Genomic DNA, 21,119 nt, shown 5'->3' with positions numbered 1-21,119 from the left:
AGTGGGGGGCCGTACGGTGGTTGCATGCGGCCCGTTTCCAAGATCGAACGTACGGTGGCGCCCTTCGAGGTCGTCAGTCCCTACCAGCCCAGCGGCGACCAGCCGGCGGCCATCGCCGAGCTGGAGCGGCGCATCCGCGCAGGTGAGAAGGATGTCGTCCTGCTCGGCGCGACCGGCACCGGAAAGTCGGCGACCACCGCCTGGATGATCGAGAAGCTGCAGCGCCCCACGCTCGTGATGGCGCCGAACAAGACGCTCGCCGCCCAGCTGGCCAACGAGTTCCGCGAGCTCCTGCCGAACAACGCGGTGGAGTATTTCGTCTCGTACTACGACTACTACCAGCCCGAGGCGTACGTCCCGCAGTCGGACACCTACATCGAGAAGGACTCCTCCATCAACGAGGAGGTCGAGCGGCTGCGCCACTCGGCGACGAACTCGCTGCTCACCCGGCGCGACGTCGTCGTGGTCGCCTCCGTCTCCTGCATCTACGGCCTCGGTACGCCCCAGGAGTACGTGGACCGCATGGTCCAGCTCACGGTCGGCGAGGAGATCGACCGCGACCAGCTGCTACGCCGCTTCGTCGAGATGCAGTACGCGCGCAACGACCTCGCGTTCACCCGCGGCACCTTCCGGGTCCGGGGCGACACCATCGAGATCTTCCCGGTCTACGAGGAGCTCGCCGTCCGCATCGAGATGTTCGGGGACGAGATCGAGGCCCTCTCCACCCTGCACCCGCTGACCGGCGAGGTCATCAGCGAGGACCCCGTGGTCCACGTCTTCCCCGCCAGCCACTACGTGGCCGGACCCGAGCGGCTGCAGAAGGCCGTCCGGGGCATCGAGGAGGAGCTCCAGGAGCGCCTGGCCGAGCTGGAGAAGCAGGGCAAGATGCTGGAGGCCCAGCGGCTGCGCATGCGCACCACGTACGACATCGAGATGCTCCACCAGATCGGCAGCTGCTCCGGCATCGAGAACTACTCGATGCACTTCGACGAGCGGGCCCCGGGCACCGCCCCCAACACCCTCCTCGACTACTTCCCCGAGGACTTCCTGCTCGTCCTCGACGAGTCGCACGTCACGGTGCCGCAGATCGGCGCGATGTACGAGGGCGACGCCTCCCGCAAGCGCACGCTGGTCGACCACGGCTTCCGGCTGCCGTCCGCGATGGACAACCGCCCGCTGAAATGGGAGGAGTTCCTGAAGCGGATCGGCCAGACGGTGTACCTCTCCGCCACCCCGGGGAAGTACGAGCTCTCGCGCGGCGACGGCTTCGTGGAGCAGATCATCCGTCCCACCGGCCTCGTCGACCCCGAGATCGTCGTCAAGCCCACCGAGGGGCAGATCGACGACCTGGTGCACGAGATCCGCACCCGCACCGAGCGCGACGAGCGGGTCCTGGTCACCACCCTCACCAAGAAGATGGCGGAGGACCTCACCGACTACTTCCTGGAGCTCGGCATCCAGGTCAGGTATCTGCACAGCGACGTCGACACCCTGCGCCGTATCGAGCTGCTGCGCGAGCTGCGCTCCGGCGAGTACGACGTCCTGGTCGGCATCAACCTGCTGCGTGAGGGTCTCGACCTGCCCGAGGTCTCCCTCGTGGCCATCCTCGACGCCGACAAACAGGGCTTCCTGCGCTCCGGCACCTCGCTCATCCAGACCATCGGACGCGCCGCCCGTAACGTGTCCGGCCAGGTCCATATGTACGCGGACAAGGTCACCCCGGCGATGGAGCAGGCCATCGACGAGACCAACCGCCGCCGCGAGAAGCAGATCGCGTACAACACCGAGCGCGGCATCGACCCGCAGCCGCTGCGCAAGAAGATCAACGACATCGTCGCGACCATCCACCGCGAGGAGGTCGACACCGAGCAGCTCCTCGGCACCGGCTACCGGCAGGGCAAGGAGGCCAAGACCCCGGTGCCGACGCTCGGCGCCAAGGCGGCCAAGGGCGGCGCGAAGACCAAGGGCGCGTCGGCCGGTGCCGTGGTCGGCGACCGTCCCGCGGCCGAACTGGCCGGAATCATCGAGGAGATGACCGACCGGATGCGGGCCGCCGCCGCCGACCTGCAGTTCGAGGTGGCCGCCCGGCTCCGCGACGAGGTCGGCGAGCTGAAGAAGGAGCTGCGCCAGATGAAGGAGGCGGGCCTCGCCTGAGGCCCGGCCCACCGGGCGGCGGGGCGACCGCCGCCCGGTGTGTTGCAAGACCGACACAAAAACGGACCGAACCTCCTGCCGTCCCGGGGGGAATGCGTAGGGTTCGGGTAAACCGCACACGGACGGTTGCGGGGCAATGCCGAGAGGGGACAGCGCGTGACGGTCAATATGACCAAGGGTCAGGCCATCAACCTGCAGAAGAGCGACGGGGGGACCCTGACGGCGGTACGGATGGGGCTCGGCTGGCAGGCGGCTCCGCGCCGCGGTCTGTTCGGCTCGCGCACCCGGGAGATCGACCTGGACGCCTCGGCGGTGCTCTTCGCCGACAAGCAGCCGGTCGACGTCGTCTTCTTCCGCCACCTCGTCAGTGACGACGGCTCGGTCAAGCACACCGGGGACAACCTGGTCGGCGGCGCGGGCTCCGGCGGCGACGACGAGGCGATCCTCGTGGACCTCCAGCGCGTCCCGGTCCACATCGACCAGATCGTCTTCACGGTGAACTCCTTCACCGGGCAGACGTTCCAGGAGGTCCAGAACGCCTTCTGCCGCATCGTCGACGAGACCAACGGCCAGGAGCTCGCCCGGTACACGCTGGACGGCGGCGGCCAGTACACCGCCCAGATCATGGCGAAGGTCCACCGCGCGGGGAGCGGATGGAAGATGACCGCCCTCGGAAACCCGGCCAACGGCCGCACGTTCCAGGACCTGATGCCGTCCATCCTGCCCCACCTGTAGGCGGACCGGACCGGATCAGGCCGGCACCGGCACGTGCGGCTCCCGGGGGCACCCGCTCCCGGGAGCCGCACCGCGCGGGGCCGACCGCAGCACACATCGTCGAGGGGGACAGCGCAATGACGGCCGAACTGGTCCGGGGGCAGAACCACACCCTGCCCCGGACCCGTCTGGAGATCCGGGTGTCGGCGGGCTCGCCCGTCGTGGCCGGGGCGACCCTCGGCGATGAGCACGGCACGGTGCGCCGCGCCGAGTGGATCGCCCACCCCGGCTCGCACCGGCTCCCCGGCCTGGAGGTCTCCCGGCAGGCCGCGGCCGCCCACCGCCTCGCCGTCGACCTGGAAGCCCTCCCCGAGGAGGTGCACCGGGTCACCGTGCTCCTCGCCCTCCCGGTGGGTGTCGGCGGCCCGGCCCGGTTCGGCGCGACCGCCGCGCCCTTCGTCGCCGTCACCGGCCTCGACGGCACCGAGATAGCCACCTTCACCCTCACCGGCCTCGACGCCGAGTCGGCGGTCAACGCCCTGGAGCTCTACCGCCGCCAGGGCGCCTGGAAGGTCCGGGCCGTCGGCCAGGGGTACGCGACCGGACTGGCCGGGATGCTCGCCGACCAGGGCTTCGCCGGGGCGGCCGAGCTGGCCGCGTCCATCCAGGAGGCCGTCGCCCGGTCCCTGGCCCGCTCGGTGGCCCCGCCACCGCCCCGCACCCCCGAAGGCGACCGCGTACGGCACGCCTCCGCCCCGCCCGGCCACCACGCGCCGACCACACACCCGTCGACCACACAGCCGTCGGCAGCCACGCACCCGCCGACCACACACCCGCCGGTCGCGCCCCAGCCCGCCGCGCCTTCGCCCGCCGCGCCCCAGCCCGCCACACCCCAGGCCGCCTCGCCCCAGGCCGGCCGTTCCTCCGAGCCGCCGACCGGTGGCAGGGGCCCCTCTGAACCCGCACCGACCGGTCCCGGGGCTCCCTCCGAGCCGCTGTCCAACCCGGCCTCCGCCCCCGCGCCCCCGTCGGCCGACCCCGCCGCGGCCTCCGCCCCCGCGACCGGCGGCCCCATCAACTACGCGCACCCCCGCAGACAGCACGCCGCCCCGCCCTCGCCCCCGCCCGCCGCGCCCCCCGCCCAGCCCGGAGAGCCCGCGCAGCCGGTCGCCGGGGACGCGACCGGCTGGTCGATGGACGAGCGGCTCTACAACCAGATCTGGGGCATGTTCGAGGACCTGGCACGCGCCGCGGCGGCCTACCGCAGCGCCGTGGACTTCGCCGAGTCCCGGATGGGCCAGGAGCTCGACCGGGCCCTCTCCGACCCGCGCAACCGGATCGGCGGCGCGGGCGACCGCGCCCGCGAGGAGGCCCGCGCCAAGTGCGACGAGCTGACCGCCCGGGCCCGGGAGGTCCTCGACCGCGAGCTCGCCCAGCTGGCTGCCGAAGCGGCCGTCGTCGAGCCCGCGCTCCCCGCCGCGTACGCGGGCTGGGACAACCCCGTCTGGCACGCCCACCGCATCCCCATGGAGATGCCGATGGCCCTGCGCATCGGTGACCTCCATCTGCCCGAACGCACCGACCTGCGCATCCCGCTGCTGGTCCGGCTGCCGCTGGAGCGGGGCATGTGGGTGGACAGCGGGCGTACGGCCTCCGAGGCCGCCGCCCTCCTGGACACCGACCGGCTGCGCCGCCTCGCGATGGAGACCGCCGTCCTGCACGCGGCCCGGCTGCTCGCGGTGTATCCGCCCGGCGAGTTCTCGGTGCACGTCATCGACCCCGCGGGCGCGGCGGCCGGACCGCTGGCGCCGCTGGTCGACGCGGGCGTCCTCGCCGGTCCGCCCGCCGCCGGACCCGGGGGAGTGGCCCAGGTCCTCGACCGCCTCACCCGGCGCGTGGACCTGGTGCAGATGGCGGTGAGGGCCCGGGCGGCCGACTCGCTCCCGCCCGACCTGGACACCGGCGAACAGCTCCTCGTGGTCAACGACTTCCCGCACGGCTTCGACGACCGGGCCGTCACCCAGCTCCGCTACCTCGCCGACGAGGGGCCCTCGGTCGGCGTGCATCTGCTGATGGTCGCGGACCGGGAGGACGCACGTGCGTACGGGCCGGTGCTCGACCCGCTGTGGCGTTCGCTGCTGCGGATCACCCCCGTCGCCGACAACCACCTCGCCGACCCCTGGGTCGGTCACGCCTGGACATATGAGCCGCTCACGGTCCCCTCGGGCAGCCGTGTCCTGGAACAGGTCCTCGCGGCGGTCGTGGCCGCCCGCCGGGCTGCCGGACGCTGACCGGAATTACCAGCCTGACCTGCCGATTTTGCCATCTGTTTACTATTTTCTTTACCGGGGCTTGGCGGGGCCTGTACTGTTCGGTCCACGGAGGGGAGTACTCCTTACGCGACGTTCCCGTCAGTACGGACCGTGACCGGTCCCGGGGCGTCGGCCCGGCGCGCACCCCGCGTGCCAGGGTGGAAGAGACCTCCGGCAGCGACGACGCTGATCAGTAGCCGTAGCGAACTGCCGGAGGCGCAGTGGACGTTTCATGGACCCTTTGGGCTGTGACCATCATTGGTCTGTCAGCCCTGATCGCCGTCGACTTCTTCATCGGGCGCAAGCCCCATGACGTGTCGACCAAGGAAGCCGGTATCTGGACGGTCGTCTGGATCGCGCTGGCCATCATCTTCGGCCTCGGCCTGCTGGTGTTCGGCAACAGCCAGGCGTCCGGAGAGTTCTTCGCGGGCTTCATCACCGAGAAGTCGCTGAGCGTCGACAACCTCTTCGTCTTCGTCCTCATCATGGCGAAGTTCTCGGTGCCCTCGCACCTCCAGCAGCGGGTGCTGCTCATCGGTGTGCTGATCGCCCTGGTGCTCCGGGCGGTCTTCATTGCCGCCGGTGCCGCCGTGATCGCGAACTTCTCGTGGGTGTTCTACATCTTCGGCGCGTTCCTGATCTACACCGCCTGGAAGCTCATCCAGGAGGCGCGGGCCGGTGAGGAGGAAGAGGAGTTCGAGGAGAACCGTCTCCTCAAGTCGATCGAGAAGCGCTTCGGGGTCGCCGACCAGTACCACGGCACGAAGCTCTTCATCCAGAAGCACGGCAAGCGCGTCATGACCCCGCTGATGGTGGTCATGCTCGCCATCGGCACCACCGACGTGCTGTTCGCGCTGGACTCGATCCCGGCGATCTTCGGCCTGACCCAGGACCCGTACATCGTCTTCACCGCCAACGCGTTCGCGCTGATGGGCCTGCGCCAGCTGTACTTCCTCATCGGCGGTCTGCTGAAGAAGCTGGTCCACCTCAGCTACGGCCTGTCGGTGATCCTCGGCTTCATCGGCGTCAAGCTCGTGCTGCACGCCCTGCACGAGTCCGGGGTGCACGTCCCGGAGATCTCCATCCCGTTCTCCCTCACCGTCATCTGCGGCGTCCTGGTGGTCACCACGATCACCAGCCTGATCGCCAACAAGAAGCAGGAGGCGGCCGAGGCCGAGGCGGCGGCGAAGGCCAAGAGCGTCGACGCGGCCGACGAGCAGCCGGAGAGCGTCAGCAGCTGATCCCGGGCCGCCCGGGCGGCACAGGGACCCACCGGCAGCGGCCGGGACGGAACGGCGAGAGCCGCCCGTCCCGGCCGCTGTGCGTATAGGCGTACGTGCTCCCGCCAGAGCCCCGCGAGGGGGGAACCGTCAAAGGTCGGCGAGGAACGCGCGGACAGCGGTGGCGAAGCCCTCGGGATCGGTCTCGTGGACCGTGTGCCCGGTGGGCAGGTGCACCAGGCGGGTGTGCGGGCGGCGCTCCGCCATGGCCTCGGCGTGCCCGGTGGAGAGAGTGCCGCTGCGGGCCCCGTGGACGAGCAGGGCCGGACAGTCCGTGGCCAGCCAGTCGTCCCAGTGATCGCCCCGGAGCAGGCGCTGCGAGGCGACCATGTCCTCCGGGTGGAAGGCCAGCCCCCAGCCGTCGTCGTACGCGCGTATCGCCTCGGCCAGATAGGGGGCGGACCCGCCCAGCCCCTCGATCAGGGCCGCGCGGTCCGGTGCCCGTTGGGGCCAGGAGAGGCAGAAGGACAGATCGCCCTCGACGACGGCCCCGACGTCCTCGACGACCAGGGCGCGGACCCGGTCCGGATGGCGTGCGGCGAGCTGATAGGCGTTGACGCCGCCCAGCGAATGGCCGAGGACGACGACCGGGCCGGGGCCGAGGCGGTCGAGGACGGCGACGGCGTCCGCGAGATAGCCCCGGCGGTGGTAGTCCGCCGGGCGGTCCGACTCCCCGTGCCCCCGCTGGTCCGGGGCGATGACTCGCCAGTCGGGGGCCAGCGCCCGGGCCAGCGGGGCGAAGGTCCGGCCTTCCGAGAAGTGGCCGTGCAGAGCCAGCAGGGGCCTGCCGGGCCCGCCGAAGTCGAGGCAGGACAGCCGGCGCCCGTCGAGATCGAGATCGACGCGGGTCGCCTCCGGCACGGTGAAGGTCATGCCGCGACCCTAGTGCCCGGGTCTGACACCCTCCCGGGAGTGCCCGGGTCTGACACCCTCCCGGGAGTGCCCGGGTCTGACACCCCCTGGGCCGACCGTCCCGCTACCAGCCCCGCGCCCGCCACTCGGGCAGGTGCGGGCGCTCGGCGCCGAGGGTCGTGTCGTCGCCGTGGCCCGGGTAGACCCAGGTCTCGTCGGGCAGCCGGTCGAACAGCTTCGTCTCCACGTCGTGGAGAAGGCTTGCGAACGCCTCGGGGTCGTCGTGCGTGTTGCCGACCCCGCCGGGGAAGAGGCAGTCCCCGGTGAACAGGTGCGGGGCCCCGTGCGGGTCGTCGTAGACCAGGGCGATGGAGCCGGGCGTGTGGCCGGTCAGATGGCGGGCGGTCAGCTCCACCCGGCCGACGGTGATCGTGTCGCCGTCCTCCACGAGCACGTCCGTGGCGACCGGGATGCCCTCGGCGTCGTACCGGCCCGCGTACGTACGGGCGCCGGTGGCCGCCACCACCTCGGCCAGGGCCTGCCAGTGGTCGCCGTGGCGGTGGGTGGTGACGACGGACGCGATCCCGTCGTCACCGATCAGGGAGAGCAGGGTCGCGGTCTCGGCCGCCGCGTCGATCAGGAGCTGCTCTCCGGTGGCCCGGCAGCGCAGCAGATAGGCGTTGTTGTCCATCGCGCCGACGGCGACCTTGGAGATCATCAGATCCGCCAGTTCGTGCACGCTCGCCGGTCCGCCGACCTTCACCGCTCCGCTGTACGTCATACGGCTCAGCCTAATCCCGTCCCCGCCGGGGCGGGGACGGGATCAGGCCAGTGCCTACAGCGGAGGCAGGGAAGGCAGCGCGCCCCCGGTCACGGTCAGGGCGGAGCCGTCGCGGCGGCCGGCCAGCCAGCCGAGGAGATCGGCCGCCGTGCCCCGTACCGACACGGCCGGGCCGTCCGCCCCACCGCCCGTGGTCCAGGTCCGGCCGTCCTCGGCGGTCACGGTGGTGGCGGGGACGGCCGGGTGGCCGGTGAAGCGGTCGGCGAGGAAGGCGATCTCCCGCTCGGTGAAGTCGGCCGAGAGGTCCTCCAGCTCGTAGCCGACGTCCAGGTCCACGTGGTGGATCTCCAGCTCGATCAGCCGGCGGAAGGGGACCCGGGACGCGGAGTCCGTCACTCCGTTGCGGAGGGCGACGGTACGGGACCAGTCGGCCGGTTCCGCCGCCACCGCCGCGAGGCGCCCCGTGCTCTCCTCGAAGTCGGCCAGCTGCTCGGCCAGGGGGCGCGGGGCACCCGCCTCGATGTCGACCTCCCGGGTTTCGCTGCTCGCGTACATCGGCAGCCCCCGGAGAACATTTCCGAGCGCGTCGGCGTTACGTGACAAGTGGGTCAGGACATGGCCCCGGCTCCATCCGGGCAGCCGTGACGGCTCGGCCAGTGCGGCGTTGTCCCACTTACCCGCTGCACTGAGCAGTCGATCGGTCGCTTCGCGTACGGCTTGCAGGTCATGCGCATGATCCATCATGCGGCCGAGCCTAGCTCCGCCACTCGTTCGGGTGAAGGTGTCCGAGGGCGACCGTTAATCGAATGTGCGTGCTATACGCTCGGAGGAGACAAAGCTTCCCCCATCGCTGTGGCGCCCCCCATAACCTGGAACGGGGGCTCAGTTCCCCCGTCTCTCTCCAGAAAGGTGCGGACCGGCGTGGCCGACCGTCTCATCGTCCGTGGCGCGCGCGAGCACAACCTGAAGAACGTCTCGCTCGATCTCCCCCGTGACTCCCTCATCGTCTTCACCGGGCTCTCCGGGTCGGGCAAGTCGTCCCTCGCGTTCGACACGATCTTCGCCGAGGGCCAGCGGCGCTATGTGGAGTCCCTCTCCTCGTACGCCCGGCAGTTCCTCGGCCAGATGGACAAGCCGGACGTCGATTTCATCGAGGGTCTCTCCCCTGCCGTCTCCATCGACCAGAAGTCGACCTCGCGCAACCCGCGCTCGACGGTCGGCACCATCACGGAGGTCTACGACTACCTCCGGCTGCTCTTCGCCCGGATCGGCAAGCCGCACTGCCCCGAGTGCGGGCGGCCCATCGCCCGCCAGTCGCCGCAGGCCATCGTGGACAAGGTCCTCGGCCTGCCCGAGGGCAGCCGCTTCCAGGTGCTCTCGCCGCTGGTGCGCGAGCGCAAGGGCGAGTTCGTCGACCTCTTCGCCGACCTCCAGATCAAGGGGTACAGCCGAGCCAGGGTCGACGGCACCACCATCCAGCTCTCCGAGCCGCCCACGCTCAAGAAGCAGGAGAAGCACACCATCGAGGTGGTCATCGACCGCCTCACCGTCAAGGACAGCGCCAAGCGCCGGCTCACCGACTCGGTCGAGACCGCGCTCGGCCTCTCCGGCGGCATGGTCGTCCTGGACTTCGTCGACCTCCCCGAGGACGACCCCGAGCGCGAGCGGATGTACTCCGAGCACCTCTACTGCGCGTACGACGACCTCTCCTTCGAGGAGCTGGAGCCGCGCTCCTTCTCCTTCAACTCGCCCTTCGGCGCCTGCCCGGACTGCACGGGCATCGGTACGCGGATGGAGGTCGACCCGGAGCTGATCGTTCCGGACGAGGAGAAGTCGCTCGACGAGGGAGCCATCCACCCCTGGTCGCACGGCCACACCAAGGAGTACTTCGGTCGGCTGATCGGCGCGCTCTCCAAGGCCCTCGGCTTCCGTACGGACATCCCCTGGGCCGGACTGCCGCAGCGCGCCAAGAAGGCCCTGCTGTACGGCCACAAGATCCAGACCGAGGTCCGCTACCGCAACCGTTACGGGCGCGAGCGCGCCTACACCACCCCCGCCTTCGAAGGCGCGGTCCAGTTCGTCAAGCGGCGCCACACCGAGGCCGAGAGCGACTCCAGCCGGGAGCGCTTCGAGGGCTATATGCGCGAGGTGCCCTGCCCCACCTGTGAGGGCACCCGGCTCAAGCCGATCGTCCTCGCGGTGACGGTGATGGAGAAGTCCATCGCCGAGGTCTCCGCGATGTCGATCAGCGAGTGCGCCGAGTTCCTCGGCCGCCTCAAGCTGAACGCCCGTGACAAGAAGATCGCCGAACGGGTCCTCAAGGAGGTCAACGAGCGGCTGAGGTTCCTGGTCGACGTCGGCCTGGACTACCTCTCGCTCAACCGGGCGGCCGGTACGCTCTCCGGCGGCGAGGCCCAGCGCATCCGGCTGGCCACGCAGATCGGCTCCGGTCTGGTCGGCGTGCTGTACGTCCTGGACGAGCCGTCCATCGGGCTGCACCAGCGCGACAACCACCGGCTGATCGAGACACTGGTCCGGCTCCGGGACATGGGCAACACGCTCATCGTCGTCGAGCACGACGAGGACACCATCAAGGTCGCGGACTGGGTCGTCGACATCGGCCCCGGCGCCGGTGAGCACGGCGGCAAGGTCGTCCACTCCGGCTCGCTCAAGGAGCTGCTCTCCAACAAGGAGTCGGTCACCGGGCAGTATCTGTCCGGCAAGCGGTCCATCCCGACGCCGGACGTCCGCCGCCCGGTCGACCCGGCCCGCAGCCTCACCGTGCACGGTGCCCGGGAGAACAACCTCCACGACATCGACGTCTCCTTCCCGCTCGGCGTGCTCACCGCCGTCACCGGAGTCTCCGGCTCCGGGAAGTCGACCCTGGTCAACGACATCCTCTACACCCACCTGGCCCGCGAGCTCAACGGCGCCAAGTCGGTCCCCGGCCGCCACACCCGGGTCGACGGCGACGACCTGGTCGACAAGGTGGTCCATGTCGACCAGTCGCCGATCGGCCGGACGCCCCGGTCCAACCCGGCGACGTACACCGGGGTCTTCGACCACGTCCGCAGGCTCTTCGCGGAGACGATGGAGGCGAAGGTGCGCGGCTATCTGCCGGGCCGCTTCTCCTTCAACGTCAAGGGCGGCCGCTGCGAGAACTGCTCCGGCGACGGCACGATCAAGATCGAGATGAACTTCCTGCCCGACGTGTACGTCCCGTGCGAGGTCTGCCACGGTGCGCGCTACAACCGGGAGACCCTGGAGGTCCACTACAAGGGCAAGTCCATCGCCGAGGTGCTGGACATGCCGATCGAGGAGGGCCTGGAGTTCTTCGAGGCCGTCCCGGCCATCGCCCGCCACCTCCGTACGCTCAACGACGTGGGCCTCGGGTACGTCCGGCTCGGGCAGTCCGCGCCGACCCTCTCCGGCGGTGAGGCGCAGCGCGTCAAGCTGGCCAGCGAGCTCCAGAAGCGCTCCACCGGCCGCACGGTCTACGTCCTGGACGAGCCGACCACCGGTCTCCACTTCGAGGACATCAGCAAGCTGATCACGGTCCTCTCCGGCCTGGTCGACAAGGGCAACTCGGTGATCGTCATCGAGCACAACCTGGACGTCATCAAGACCGCCGACTGGGTCATCGACATGGGCCCCGAGGGCGGCAACGGCGGCGGTCTGGTCGTGGCGGAAGGCACCCCGGAGCAGGTCGCCTCGGTCCCCGCCAGCCACACCGGGAAGTTCCTCCAGGGCATCCTGGACGCGGACCGGATCAGCGAGGCCGCGGTGCCGTCGGGGCGGGGGACGGGGACGGCCCGTAAGAGCACCGCCGCCCGGAAGACCACCGCGGCGAAGAAGACGGCGGCACCGAAGAAGGCCACGGCGGCGGCTGCCAAGAAGGCCACGGCCACCAAGGCCACGGCCAAGAAGGCGAGCACCACCAAGGCGACCGCCACCAAGGCCGCCGCCGCGAAGAAGGCGACCCGCGCCCGCAAGGCGTGAGCCGACGGCCCAGAGCCGCCGACGGCTGCCCCTCCCCGCACGGGAGAGGCAGCCGTCGGCGGTGACGGGCCCGCCCGCGGGCCGTCCGTTCCCCGCCGGTATCGTCGGTTCCGTCACCGGGGGGAACGAGTGGGGAAACGAGCGGCCACGGCCCTCGTCCCTTCTCCCCGCCTGCCCGGCGACGCCCGAACCACCCCGAACAACGACCCGTGGAGTCCGCATGTCCGGCCTGCCCGCCGCCCGCCGTACCGTGCTGAAGGGCGCCGCGCTCGCCGGTGCCGCCGGGCTGGGAGCGGCCGCCTGCTCGACCGAGTCCAAGCTCGGCCACGCCAAGCAGCCCACCCCCACCGCCCCCGTCGACCTCGGCGAAGCCTCCGAGGTGCCCGTCGGCGGCGCCAAGCTCTACCGTGAGCAGCGTCTCGTCGTCAGCTGCCCGGCGAAGGGCGAGTACAAGGCGTTCAGCGCCCAGTGCACCCATGGCGGCTGCGTCCTGACCAAGATCGAGGGCACCGAGGGCCACTGCGCCTGCCACGGCAGCCGCTTCGACACGACCACCGGCAAGGTCGTCCAGGGCCCGGCCACCGTGCCGCTGCCCGCCGTCCCGGTCACGGCCGAGGGCGGAAAGCTCGTCGCGGGCCCGGGAGCCTGAGCCCGGCCCACCCCGGCCCATCCCTGGCCCACGCCACCCCACTCCACCCCCGGGGCGGTCACTCCCAGTCCCAGTCGATGCCCACGAGCCCCGGCCGCACCCCCTCCTCCACCACATGCACCGTCCGGTGGCGGCCGGTCAGGGTGAGGTCCCGGCGGGCCGCGCGCGCCGCCCCCGCCGAGGACTGCTCGAAGCGGCGGCAGCGGACCGGCAGCGCGGCCTCGTCGAAGCCGACCTGGAGCACGTAGTGCCCGCCGCCGAAGGTGAAGCCGCGCACGTACTCGCCTCCGGCCCCGCCCGTACCGTCCTCGAAGCCGTAGCCGAAGAGGTACGTCTCGCCCGACCGCAGCCGGGTGTCGAAGAGCAGCTCCGCCACCAGCACCCCCGCCTCCGCGTCCCAGCGGACCCGCCCGGTCCGGCAGTTCTCCCCGGCCCGTACGGAGATCCGCGACGGGTCGCACCCCGCGTCGCCGCGGTGGATGGCCAGATAGCGGTCGACCCCGTCCCGGTGCGCGCGGACGACCTGGAGCGAGGTGCGGGCCGCCAGCTCGCGCCGCGCCCCGATCCGTACCCGCTCCTGGTGGTCCACCGTGTGGAGCCCGCCGTCCACCGGTGACTCCATCGCCGCCAGCAGCCGTTCCACCGCCCCCGAGGACTCCAGCAGCGAGCGGTACGAGCGGGCGGCCGGGCGCTCCCCGTCCGCACCGGCCCCGTCCTCCCGCAGCAGCCGCAGCAGCGAGTCGTCCGGCAGCGCGAGCACGTCCTCCAGGGCCCGGACGGCCCGCAGCGACTCGGGGCGGCGGGGGCGGCGTACGCCCTGCTGCCAGTAACTCAGGCTGGTCACCCCGAGCTTGACGCCCCGGTGCGCCAGATGGTGCTGCACCCGGTGGAGCGGCAGCCCGCGCACCGAGAGGGCGGTGCGCAGGGCGAGATGGAAGGGGCCGGTGTGCAGGATGTGCGTCAGTTCGGTCTCGGTCTGCCGCATGGCGGGCCTCCGGTGAACGTTCACGTGGGGGAGGGGCGACACCGCCCCCGGGGGATGCGGGGGAGCAGGTGACCGGGCTGCGCCGTTCACACGGGCGTCGCGCCGTTCACACCGTGATGTCACTCCGTATTGAAGCGTGTTGACCTGTTCCGGACAACGATCGATCCTGATCGTCAGCGTCCGGACGCGCTCCTCCGATCCCCGCCCCCCGCCTTGGGAGGAACGCCATGCGCAACCGAAGAATCCGCCCCCGAAGGCTGTCGTTCACCGCCCTTCTCGCCGCTGCCCTCCTCGCCGTCCCCGCGGCCACCGCCACCGCCACGGCGGCAGAGCCCGCCGCCCGGGACGGCGGGGTCGCCATCGCCGCCGCCCAGCGCCTCAACATCACCATGCAGGCCCAGCAGAAGAGCAACTGGTGCTGGGCGGCCGGCGGCAACACCATCGCCGCCTGGTTCGGCCGCAACTACTCCCAGAACCAGTTCTGCAACGCCTCCTTCAACCGGAACCAGAACACCGAGTGCCCCAACTCGCAGGCCACCCTCGGCAACGTCCAGACCGGACTGTCCTGGACCGGCGTCCGGCCCGGCAGTTACGTCACCGGCTGGCTCCGCTACCCGACCGTGCAGAGCGAGATATCGGCCCGGCGGCCCATCGAGACCCGTATCCAGTGGTCCTCCGGCGGCGGGCACATGCACGTCATCTACGGGTACGACGACGCCAACAGCTGGGTCTACTGGGGCGACCCGTGGCCCTCCAGCGACCGCTACAACTGGGCCTCCCACTCCTGGTACGTCAACAACAACCAGTTCTCCTGGACCCACTCGCTCTACCGGATCGGGGCGTGAGGACATGACCGCGACCACCCGGCGCCTCGCCGTCGCCACCGCACTCGCCGCCACCGCCCTGCTCGCCGCCGCACCCGTGGCCTCCGCCGACGGGACGCCCGCCCCGCCGAAGCTGACCGCCGCCACGCTCGAAGCCGCCCACGAGGCCGCCTCCGCACCGGCGACCCTGGACACCCTGTCCCGGTTCTTCGCCCGGGAGGGAGCGGTCGCGCGTACGGCCGCCGCACCGCGCATCGAGGCGAGGACCGTCCCCGTACGGACCCTCTCCGCCGCGTTCGTCGCCGGGAAGCCGGGAGCGGCCCCCAGCACCCTGGACTACCTCGCCGCCACCGCCGTCTCCCCGGACGGACAGAAGGCGTCCCTGTGGACCGTCCCCGGGGCCGCCGGGAGCGGGGAGTGGCAGGTCGTGAACATCGCCACCGGCGACGACGAGGCCCGCTACACCGCGCAGGGGGCCCGCGCGCTCCCCGGCGGCACGGTCTTCCGCGAACCGCAGATCGACGCCTGGTACGTCCACGACGCCTCCCGGGTGCTCCCGCTGGACGAGGACGCGAGAGCCGCCGTGGGCGCGAAGGGCACGACCCTGACCGCCTACCGGGCCCGGGTTCAGGAGGCGTACGGCGACAAGCTGCCCGGCTCCGGATACGCGAAGTCCGGCAAGGCGGGAGGCTACGGCCCCGGGGCGGCGGCGGACACGGCCGGGGCACCCGCCCCGGCCCCGGAGAACGCCCCCGCCCTCGCGAACGCGGCGGGTACGGGCACGGGCACCCCCGACACCGCCCTGACCGCCGTTTCCGCGGTGGCCGGTGCCGGGGCTCTGCTCGCCCTCGCCCTCTGCGGCGCCGCCGCCGTACGCCACCGGAACCGCACCCGGCAGGGCGCCGCGCCGGACGCCTGAGCGGGGCGCTCCGGGGCCGTACACCCCGGAGCGGCCGCCCGTGAAGCCGCGCTCCGGGGTCCGGCACCCCGGAGCGCACCGGTCACCCTGACGACGACGCACTGTCACACCCCGCAAGTAGGGTGTGAGACATGGCAGACCCCTCCAGCTACCGCCCCAGCCCGGGGCAGATCCCCGACTCCCCGGGGGTCTACAAGTTCCGCGACGAGCACCGCCGGGTGATCTACGTCGGGAAGGCCAAGAACCTCCGCCAGCGCGTCGCCAACTACTTCCAGGACCTGGCCCATCTCCACCCGCGTACGCGCACGATGGTCACGACCGCCGCCTCCGTCGAGTGGACGGTCGTCTCCACCGAGGTCGAAGCGCTCCAGCTGGAGTACACCTGGATCAAGGAGTTCGACCCCCGGTTCAACGTCAAGTACCGGGACGACAAGAGCTATCCCTATCTCGCCGTCACGCTGAACGAGGAGTTCCCCCGCGTCCAGGTGATGCGCGGCGCCAAGAAGAAGGGCGTGCGCTACTTCGGTCCGTACGGGCACGCGTGGGCGATCCGCGAGACCGTCGACCTGATGCTCCGCGTCTTCCCCGTCCGCACCTGCTCCGCCGGGGTCTTCAAGAACGCCGCCCGCACCGGCCGCCCCTGCCTCCTCGGCTACATCGACAAGTGCTCGGCCCCCTGCGTCGGCCGGGTCACCCCCGAGGAACACCGGGAGCTGGCCGAGGACTTCTGCGACTTCATGGCCGGGCGCACCGGCACCTACATCCGCCGCCTGGAGAAGGACATGGCGCAGGCGGCCGAGGAGATGGAGTACGAGCGCGCCGCCCGCCTCCGGGACGACGCCGGGGCCCTCCGGCGGGCCATGGAGAAGAGCGCCGTCGTCCTCGCCGACGCCACCGACGCCGACCTGATCGCCGTTGCCGAGGACGAGCTGGAGGCCGCTCTCCAGATCTTCCACGTGCGCGGCGGCCGGGTGCGCGGCCAGCGCGGCTGGGTCACCGACAAGGTCGAGGCGGTCGACACCTCCGGCCTCGTCGAACACGCCCTCCAGCAGCTGTACGGGGAGGAGCGCGGCGACGCTGTCCCCAAGGAGGTCCTCGTCCCCGCCCTGCCCGAGGACACCGAAGCGGTCTCCCAGTGGCTCGCCGAGCGCCGGGGCTCCCAGGTCAGCCTGCGCATCCCGCAGCGCGGCGACAAGAAGGACCTCATGGCGACGGTCCAGCGCAACGCCCAGCAGGCGCTCGGCCTGCACAAGACCAAGCGCGCCTCCGACCTGACCACCCGCTCCCGCGCCCTGGAGGAGATCGCGGAGGCGCTCGGTCTGGACACCGCCCCGCTGCGCATCGAGTGCTACGACATCTCCCACCTCCAGGGCGACGACGTGGTGGCCTCCATGGTGGTCTTCGAGGACGGCCTCGCCCGCAAGAGCGAGTACCGCCGCTTCCAGATCAAGGGCTTCGAGGGGCAGGACGACGTCCGCTCGATGCACGAGGTGATCGGCCGCCGCTTCCGGCGCTACCTCCAGGACAAGGAGCGCACGGGGGAGTGGGAGCAGACACCGGAGGCGGCACCCGGGGGCACGGCACCCGCCGCGCCCGGGGACTTCGCGCCCAGGGCCCCTGCCCCCACCGTCCCCGGGGCGCTCCCCGGCGCCCCCGCCCCCACCGGCCCCGTCCCGGCCCCCGCCCTCACCGCAGCCTCCCCGGCCGACGGGACCGGGCCCCGGGACGACGACGGCCGCCCCAAGCGGTTCGCCTACCCGCCGCAGCTCGTCGTGGTCGACGGCGGCCGGCCCCAGGTCGCCGCCGCCCGGCGCGCCCTGGACGAGCTGGGCATCGATGACATCGCCGTCTGCGGGCTGGCCAAGCGCCTGGAGGAGGTCTGGCTGCCCGATGACGACGACCCCGTCGTCCTGCCCCGCTCCAGCGAGGGCCTCTACCTCCTTCAGCGCATCCGCGACGAGGCCCACCGCTTCGCCATCACCTACCAGCGCTCCAAACGCGCCAAGCGCGTCCGCTCCAGCCCCCTGGACGACGTGGCGGGCCTCGGCGAGACCCGCAAGCAGGCGCTGATCAAGCATTTCGGCTCCGTGAAGAAGCTCCGGCAGGCGACAATCGAAGAGATCTGCGAGGTCCCCGGCATAGGGCGCAGGACAGCCGAATCGGTGGCCGCCGCCCTCGCCTCGGCCGCTCCGGCGGCCCCTGCCGTGAACACGGCCACAGGAGAGATCATGGAAGACGACGACGGGGGCACGTCATGACCGAGCCCACCCGCCGGGCCGCCGACCGGGCGGGCGACGGCGGCGAGCGCCCCGGCGACCAGCAGGACGAACGAACAGACCGAGCAGACGGAGCAGCAGACGTGAGTACGAACACCACGAACGAGACGGGCGAGGCAGTGGTGCCGGCCATCCCCGAGCTGGTGATCATCTCCGGCATGTCCGGCGCCGGCCGCAGCACCGCCGCCAAGTGTCTGGAGGACCTCGGCTGGTTCGTCGTCGACAACCTGCCGCCCGCGCTGATCCCCACCATGGTGGAGCTCGGCGCCCGCTCGCAGGGCAACGTGGCGCGCATCGCCGTCGTCGTCGACGTACGAGGCCGCCGCTTCTTCGACAACCTCCGCGAATCCCTCGCGGACCTGGAGGCCAAGCACGTCACCCGGCGGATCGTTTTCCTGGAGTCCTCCGACGACGCCCTGGTGCGCCGCTTCGAGTCCGTCCGCCGCCCGCACCCCCTCCAGGGCGACGGCCGCATCGTCGACGGCATCGCGGCCGAGCGCGACCTGCTGCGCGAGCTGCGCGGCGACGCCGACCTGGTCATCGACACCTCCAGCCTCAACGTGCACGAGCTGCGGGCCAAGATGGACGCCCAGTTCGCGGGCGAGTCCGAGCCGGAGCTGCGGGCCACGGTGATGTCCTTCGGCTACAAGTACGGCCTGCCCGTCGACGCCGACCTCGTCGTGGACTGCCGCTTCCTGCCCAACCCGCACTGGGTCCCGGAGCTGCGCCCCTTCACCGGAGTCAACGAGGAGGTGTCCGACTACGTCTTCAACCAGCCGGGCGCCAAGGAGTTCCTCAACCAGTACACGGAGCTGCTCCAGCTGATCGCCACCGGCTACCGCCGCGAAGGCAAGCGGTACGTGACCATCGCCGTCGGCTGCACGGGCGGCAAGCACCGCTCCGTCGCCATGTCGGAGAAGCTCTCGGCCCGCCTCGCCGCCGAAGGCATCGAGACCGTCCTCGTCCACCGGGACATGGGGCGAGAGTGACCGGTCGCAATCTGCGGATGCGCCGGCTGAGCCGGGCCGGCGCGGCGCTCCCCGGCCGCAAACGCGGTGGACAGCCCAAGGTCGTCGCACTCGGCGGCGGCATGGGCCTCTCGGCGTCCCTGGCGGCGCTGCGCCGGATCACCGGCGACCTCACGGCCGTGGTCACCGTCGCCGACGACGGCGGCTCCAGTGGCCGGCTGCGCGAGGAGCTGGGCGTCCTGCCGCCCGGGGACCTGCGCAAGGCGCTCGCCGCGCTCTGCGGCGACGACGACTGGGGCCGCACCTGGTCCCGGGTCATCCAGCACCGCTTCGAGTCCAAGGGGGACCTTCACGAGCACGCCGTCGGCAACCTGCTGATCGTGGCCCTGTGGGAGCAGCTCGGCGACCATGTCCAGGCCCTCGACCTGGTCGGCAAGCTGCTGGGCGCGCACGGCCGGGTGCTGCCCATGTCCGCCGTGCCGCTGGAGCTCCAGGCGCTGGTCAAGGGCCACGACCCCGAGCTGCCCGACGCGATCGTCACTGTGCGCGGCCAGGCCACCGTCGCGCTCACCCCGGGCGAGGTGCAGTCCGTGCATGTCGTCCCGCCCGACCCGCCGGCCGTCCCGGAGGCCGTCGAGGCGGTCCTCGACGCGGACTGGGTGGTGCTCGGTCCCGGCTCCTGGTTCTCCTCGGTGATCCCGCACCTGCTGGTGCCGGAGCTGCTCGACGCACTGGTCACCACGAAGGCCCGCAAGGTCCTGTCGTTGAATCTCGCACCACAGCCCGGTGAAACCGAGGGGTTCTCACCGCAGCGTCATTTGGAGGTTTTGGGACGACACGCCCCTAAACTCGCCTTGGACGTGGTGCTGGCCGACGAGGCAGCCGTGCCCGACCGCGAAGCGCTCGACGACGCCGCCAGGCGGCTCGGAGCCGCGGTCGAGCTGGCGCCGGTGGCATCGCCCGACGGCGTTCCGGTCCATGATCAGGAGCTGTTGGCCGCCGCGTACGACCGTATTTTTCGGATGCATGGAAGGATCGGCCCATGGCGATGACGCCAGCGGTGAAGGACGAAATCTCTCGGCTTCCCGTCACCCGGACCTGCTGCAGGAAGGCAGAGGTCTCGGCGATTCTTCGGTTCGCGGGCGGGCTGCACCTGGTGAGCGGCCGCATTGTGATCGAGGCGGAGCTGGACACCGCGATGGCGGCGCGCCGGCTCAAGCGCGACATCCTCGAAATCTTCGGGCACAGCTCGGAGCTGATCGTGATGGCCCCCGGCGGGCTGCGGCGCGGCTCGCGCTATGTCGTACGAGTGGTGGCGGGCGGCGACCAGCTGGCCCGGCAGACCGGTCTGGTGGACGGCCGCGGCCGCCCCATCCGCGGGCTGCCCCCGCAGGTGGTCTCGGGGGCCACCTGCGACGCCGAGGCCGCCTGGCGCGGGGCGTTCCTCGCGCACGGCTCCCTCACCGAGCCCGGCCGCTCCTCCTCGCTGGAGGTCACCTGCCCCGGCCCGGAGGCGGCCCTCGCCCTGGTCGGCGCGGCCCGCAGGCTCTCCATCGCCGCCAAGGCCCGTGAGGTGCGCGGGGTGGACCGGGTCGTCGTCCGCGACGGCGACGCGATCGGCGCCCTGCTCACCCGGCTCGGCGCCCATGAGTCGGTGCTGGCCTGGGAGGAGCGCCGGATGCGGCGCGAGGTCCGCGCCACGGCCAACCGGCTCGCCAACTTCGACGACGCCAACCTGCGCCGCTCGGCCCGCGCGGCCGTCGCCGCCGGGGCCCGGGTGGGGCGCGCGCTGGAGATCCTCGGCGAGGAGGTCCCCGAGCACCTCGCGGCGGCCGGCCGGCTGCGCATGGAGCACAAGCAGGCATCCCTGGAGGAGCTGGGCGCGCTCGCCGACCCGCCGCTGACCAAGGACGCGGTCGCCGGACGCATCCGCCGTCTGCTGGCCATGGCCGACAAACGCGCCCAGGATCTCGGCATCCCCGGCACGGAGGCCACCCTCAGCGAGGAGCTGGCGGACGGACTGGTCGGCTGACACGACCGGGGACAGGACAGCCCGGCCGACCGCGAGCGGCCCGCAGTCCGGTCGGCGCGACACGAACGGCCCGGCCGACGTGACCGCGAACGGCCCGGCCGACGTGACCACGACCGGCCCGCCCGGCTCGATCACGACCGCCCCGGCCGGGCCCGCTGCCTCGACCGCGACCGCCCAGGCCGGGCCCGGCCACGGTTGCCCGGCCGACTCGGCCGCGGACCCGGGACGTTGGTCCCCGGCCCTCGGGACCAACGTCCCGGAGCGTCAACGGAGGCCCGTGACCCCTACTGGGGAGTACGGGCCTCCCGCCGTATTCCGGTGGCGCGTACGGCCCCTGTCGATGTCACCCCGGGGCCCTCGGAGAGGTAGGGTCG

16 protein-coding genes are annotated in these 21,119 nt (G+C 71.8%); 12 read left to right on the top strand and 4 right to left on the bottom strand.

Annotated features, from left to right (window positions below; translation table 11 throughout):
* The first annotated feature begins 24 nt into the window (after window positions 1-24).
* The 4 genes from B7C62_06530 to B7C62_06515 all read left to right on the top strand — a co-directional run bounded on the left by B7C62_06530 (window position 25) and on the right by B7C62_06515 (window position 6,421).
* On the top strand, window positions 25-2,154 hold the full coding sequence (locus B7C62_06530) for an excinuclease ABC subunit B (GenBank protein ID ARF71958.1): 2,130 nt from the start codon (window positions 25-27) through the stop codon (window positions 2,152-2,154).
* A gap of 156 nt (window positions 2,155-2,310) precedes the next feature.
* A complete protein-coding gene (locus tag B7C62_06525; GenBank protein ARF71957.1) occupies window positions 2,311-2,889 on the top strand; it encodes a Tellurium resistance protein terZ in 579 nt (192 codons plus the stop codon).
* Between the two features lie 116 nt (window positions 2,890-3,005).
* Window positions 3,006-5,159: an export associated protein gene (locus B7C62_06520; protein ID ARF71956.1), complete on the top strand. Its 2,154-nt coding sequence runs from the start codon at window positions 3,006-3,008 to the stop codon at window positions 5,157-5,159.
* Window positions 5,160-5,401: 242 nt separating this feature from the next.
* Complete coding sequence (locus B7C62_06515) at window positions 5,402-6,421, top strand: tellurium resistance protein TerC (GenBank protein ARF71955.1); 1,020 nt, start codon at window positions 5,402-5,404, stop codon at window positions 6,419-6,421.
* A 129-nt stretch (window positions 6,422-6,550) separates the two neighbouring features.
* Here the strand turns inward: B7C62_06515 and B7C62_06510 are convergent, their stop codons facing one another.
* The 3 genes from B7C62_06510 to B7C62_06500 form a co-directional block, all read right to left on the bottom strand.
* A complete protein-coding gene (locus B7C62_06510) occupies window positions 6,551-7,333 on the bottom strand; it encodes an alpha/beta hydrolase (protein ID ARF71954.1) in 783 nt (260 codons plus the stop codon).
* A 103-nt stretch (window positions 7,334-7,436) separates the two neighbouring features.
* Window positions 7,437-8,093 carry a Zn-dependent hydrolase gene (locus B7C62_06505; GenBank protein ARF71953.1) on the bottom strand — a complete coding sequence of 219 codons (657 nt, stop codon included), beginning with the start codon at window positions 8,091-8,093 and terminating at the stop codon, window positions 7,437-7,439.
* Window positions 8,094-8,147: 54 nt separating this feature from the next.
* A complete protein-coding gene (locus B7C62_06500) occupies window positions 8,148-8,837 on the bottom strand; it encodes a mycothiol maleylpyruvate isomerase (protein ARF71952.1) in 690 nt (229 codons plus the stop codon).
* A gap of 177 nt (window positions 8,838-9,014) precedes the next feature.
* Here B7C62_06500 and B7C62_06495 point away from each other — a divergent pair, with 177 nt between their 5' ends.
* Window positions 9,015-12,092, top strand: coding sequence for an excinuclease ABC subunit A (locus tag B7C62_06495; GenBank protein ARF77019.1), 3,078 nt, complete (start codon window positions 9,015-9,017; stop codon window positions 12,090-12,092).
* Between the two features lie 220 nt (window positions 12,093-12,312).
* Entirely contained in the window at window positions 12,313-12,741 is a 429-nt protein-coding gene (locus B7C62_06490; protein ARF71951.1) for a FeS-binding protein, read from the top strand.
* Between the two features lie 58 nt (window positions 12,742-12,799).
* Here the strand turns inward: B7C62_06490 and B7C62_06485 are convergent, their stop codons facing one another.
* Window positions 12,800-13,726 carry a hypothetical protein gene (locus tag B7C62_06485; protein ARF71950.1) on the bottom strand — a complete coding sequence of 309 codons (927 nt, stop codon included), beginning with the start codon at window positions 13,724-13,726 and terminating at the stop codon, window positions 12,800-12,802.
* 227 nt (window positions 13,727-13,953) lie between these two features.
* On the opposite strand from B7C62_06485, the gene B7C62_06480 reads away from it, so the two are divergent.
* The 6 genes from B7C62_06480 (at window position 13,954) to B7C62_06455 (ending at window position 20,745) form a co-directional block, all read left to right on the top strand.
* The gene (locus B7C62_06480; GenBank protein ARF71949.1) at window positions 13,954-14,571 is read left to right on the top strand and encodes a hypothetical protein; all 618 of its coding nucleotides are present in this window, start codon (window positions 13,954-13,956) and stop codon (window positions 14,569-14,571) included.
* Window positions 14,572-14,575: 4 nt separating this feature from the next.
* The gene (locus B7C62_06475; GenBank protein ID ARF71948.1) at window positions 14,576-15,469 is read left to right on the top strand and encodes a hypothetical protein; all 894 of its coding nucleotides are present in this window, start codon (window positions 14,576-14,578) and stop codon (window positions 15,467-15,469) included.
* A 131-nt stretch (window positions 15,470-15,600) separates the two neighbouring features.
* Complete coding sequence (locus B7C62_06470; GenBank protein ID ARF71947.1) at window positions 15,601-17,727, top strand: excinuclease ABC subunit C; 2,127 nt, start codon at window positions 15,601-15,603, stop codon at window positions 17,725-17,727.
* Between the two features lie 101 nt (window positions 17,728-17,828).
* A complete protein-coding gene (locus B7C62_06465; GenBank protein ID ARF77018.1) occupies window positions 17,829-18,734 on the top strand; it encodes an RNase adaptor protein RapZ in 906 nt (301 codons plus the stop codon).
* The gene (locus B7C62_06460) at window positions 18,731-19,765 is read left to right on the top strand and encodes a hypothetical protein (protein ARF71946.1); all 1,035 of its coding nucleotides are present in this window, start codon (window positions 18,731-18,733) and stop codon (window positions 19,763-19,765) included. Before B7C62_06465 ends, B7C62_06460 begins: the two co-directional genes overlap by 4 nt.
* Complete coding sequence (locus tag B7C62_06455; GenBank protein ID ARF71945.1) at window positions 19,756-20,745, top strand: DNA-binding protein WhiA; 990 nt, start codon at window positions 19,756-19,758, stop codon at window positions 20,743-20,745. The genes B7C62_06460 and B7C62_06455 overlap by 10 nt, the downstream gene beginning before the upstream one ends.
* Window positions 20,746-21,119: the final 374 nt, after the last annotated feature.

Origin of the sequence: Kitasatospora albolonga (assembly GCA_002082585.1) — a bacterium.
In the GTDB taxonomy this organism is placed as follows: Bacteria; Actinomycetota; Actinomycetes; order Streptomycetales; family Streptomycetaceae; genus Streptomyces; species Streptomyces stephensoniae.
This window is presented reverse-complemented; position numbering and strand designations above follow the sequence as displayed.

Coding starts and splice junctions, on each gene's coding strand:
- B7C62_06530 (ARF71958.1), top strand. CDS start 25: ATGCGGCCCGTTTCCAAGATCGAACGTACGGTGGCGCCCTTCGAGGTC.
- B7C62_06520 (ARF71956.1), top strand. CDS start 3,006: ATGACGGCCGAACTGGTCCGGGGGCAGAACCACACCCTGCCCCGGACC.
- B7C62_06510 (ARF71954.1), bottom strand. CDS start 7,333: ATGACCTTCACCGTGCCGGAGGCGACCCGCGTCGATCTCGATCTCGAC.
- B7C62_06505 (ARF71953.1), bottom strand. CDS start 8,093: ATGACGTACAGCGGAGCGGTGAAGGTCGGCGGACCGGCGAGCGTGCAC.
- B7C62_06500 (ARF71952.1), bottom strand. CDS start 8,837: ATGATGGATCATGCGCATGACCTGCAAGCCGTACGCGAAGCGACCGAT.
- B7C62_06490 (ARF71951.1), top strand. CDS start 12,313: ATGTCCGGCCTGCCCGCCGCCCGCCGTACCGTGCTGAAGGGCGCCGCG.
- B7C62_06485 (ARF71950.1), bottom strand. CDS start 13,726: ATGCGGCAGACCGAGACCGAACTGACGCACATCCTGCACACCGGCCCC.
- B7C62_06480 (ARF71949.1), top strand. CDS start 13,954: ATGCGCAACCGAAGAATCCGCCCCCGAAGGCTGTCGTTCACCGCCCTT.
- B7C62_06475 (ARF71948.1), top strand. CDS start 14,576: ATGACCGCGACCACCCGGCGCCTCGCCGTCGCCACCGCACTCGCCGCC.
- B7C62_06470 (ARF71947.1), top strand. CDS start 15,601: ATGGCAGACCCCTCCAGCTACCGCCCCAGCCCGGGGCAGATCCCCGAC.
- B7C62_06455 (ARF71945.1), top strand. CDS start 19,756: ATGGCGATGACGCCAGCGGTGAAGGACGAAATCTCTCGGCTTCCCGTC.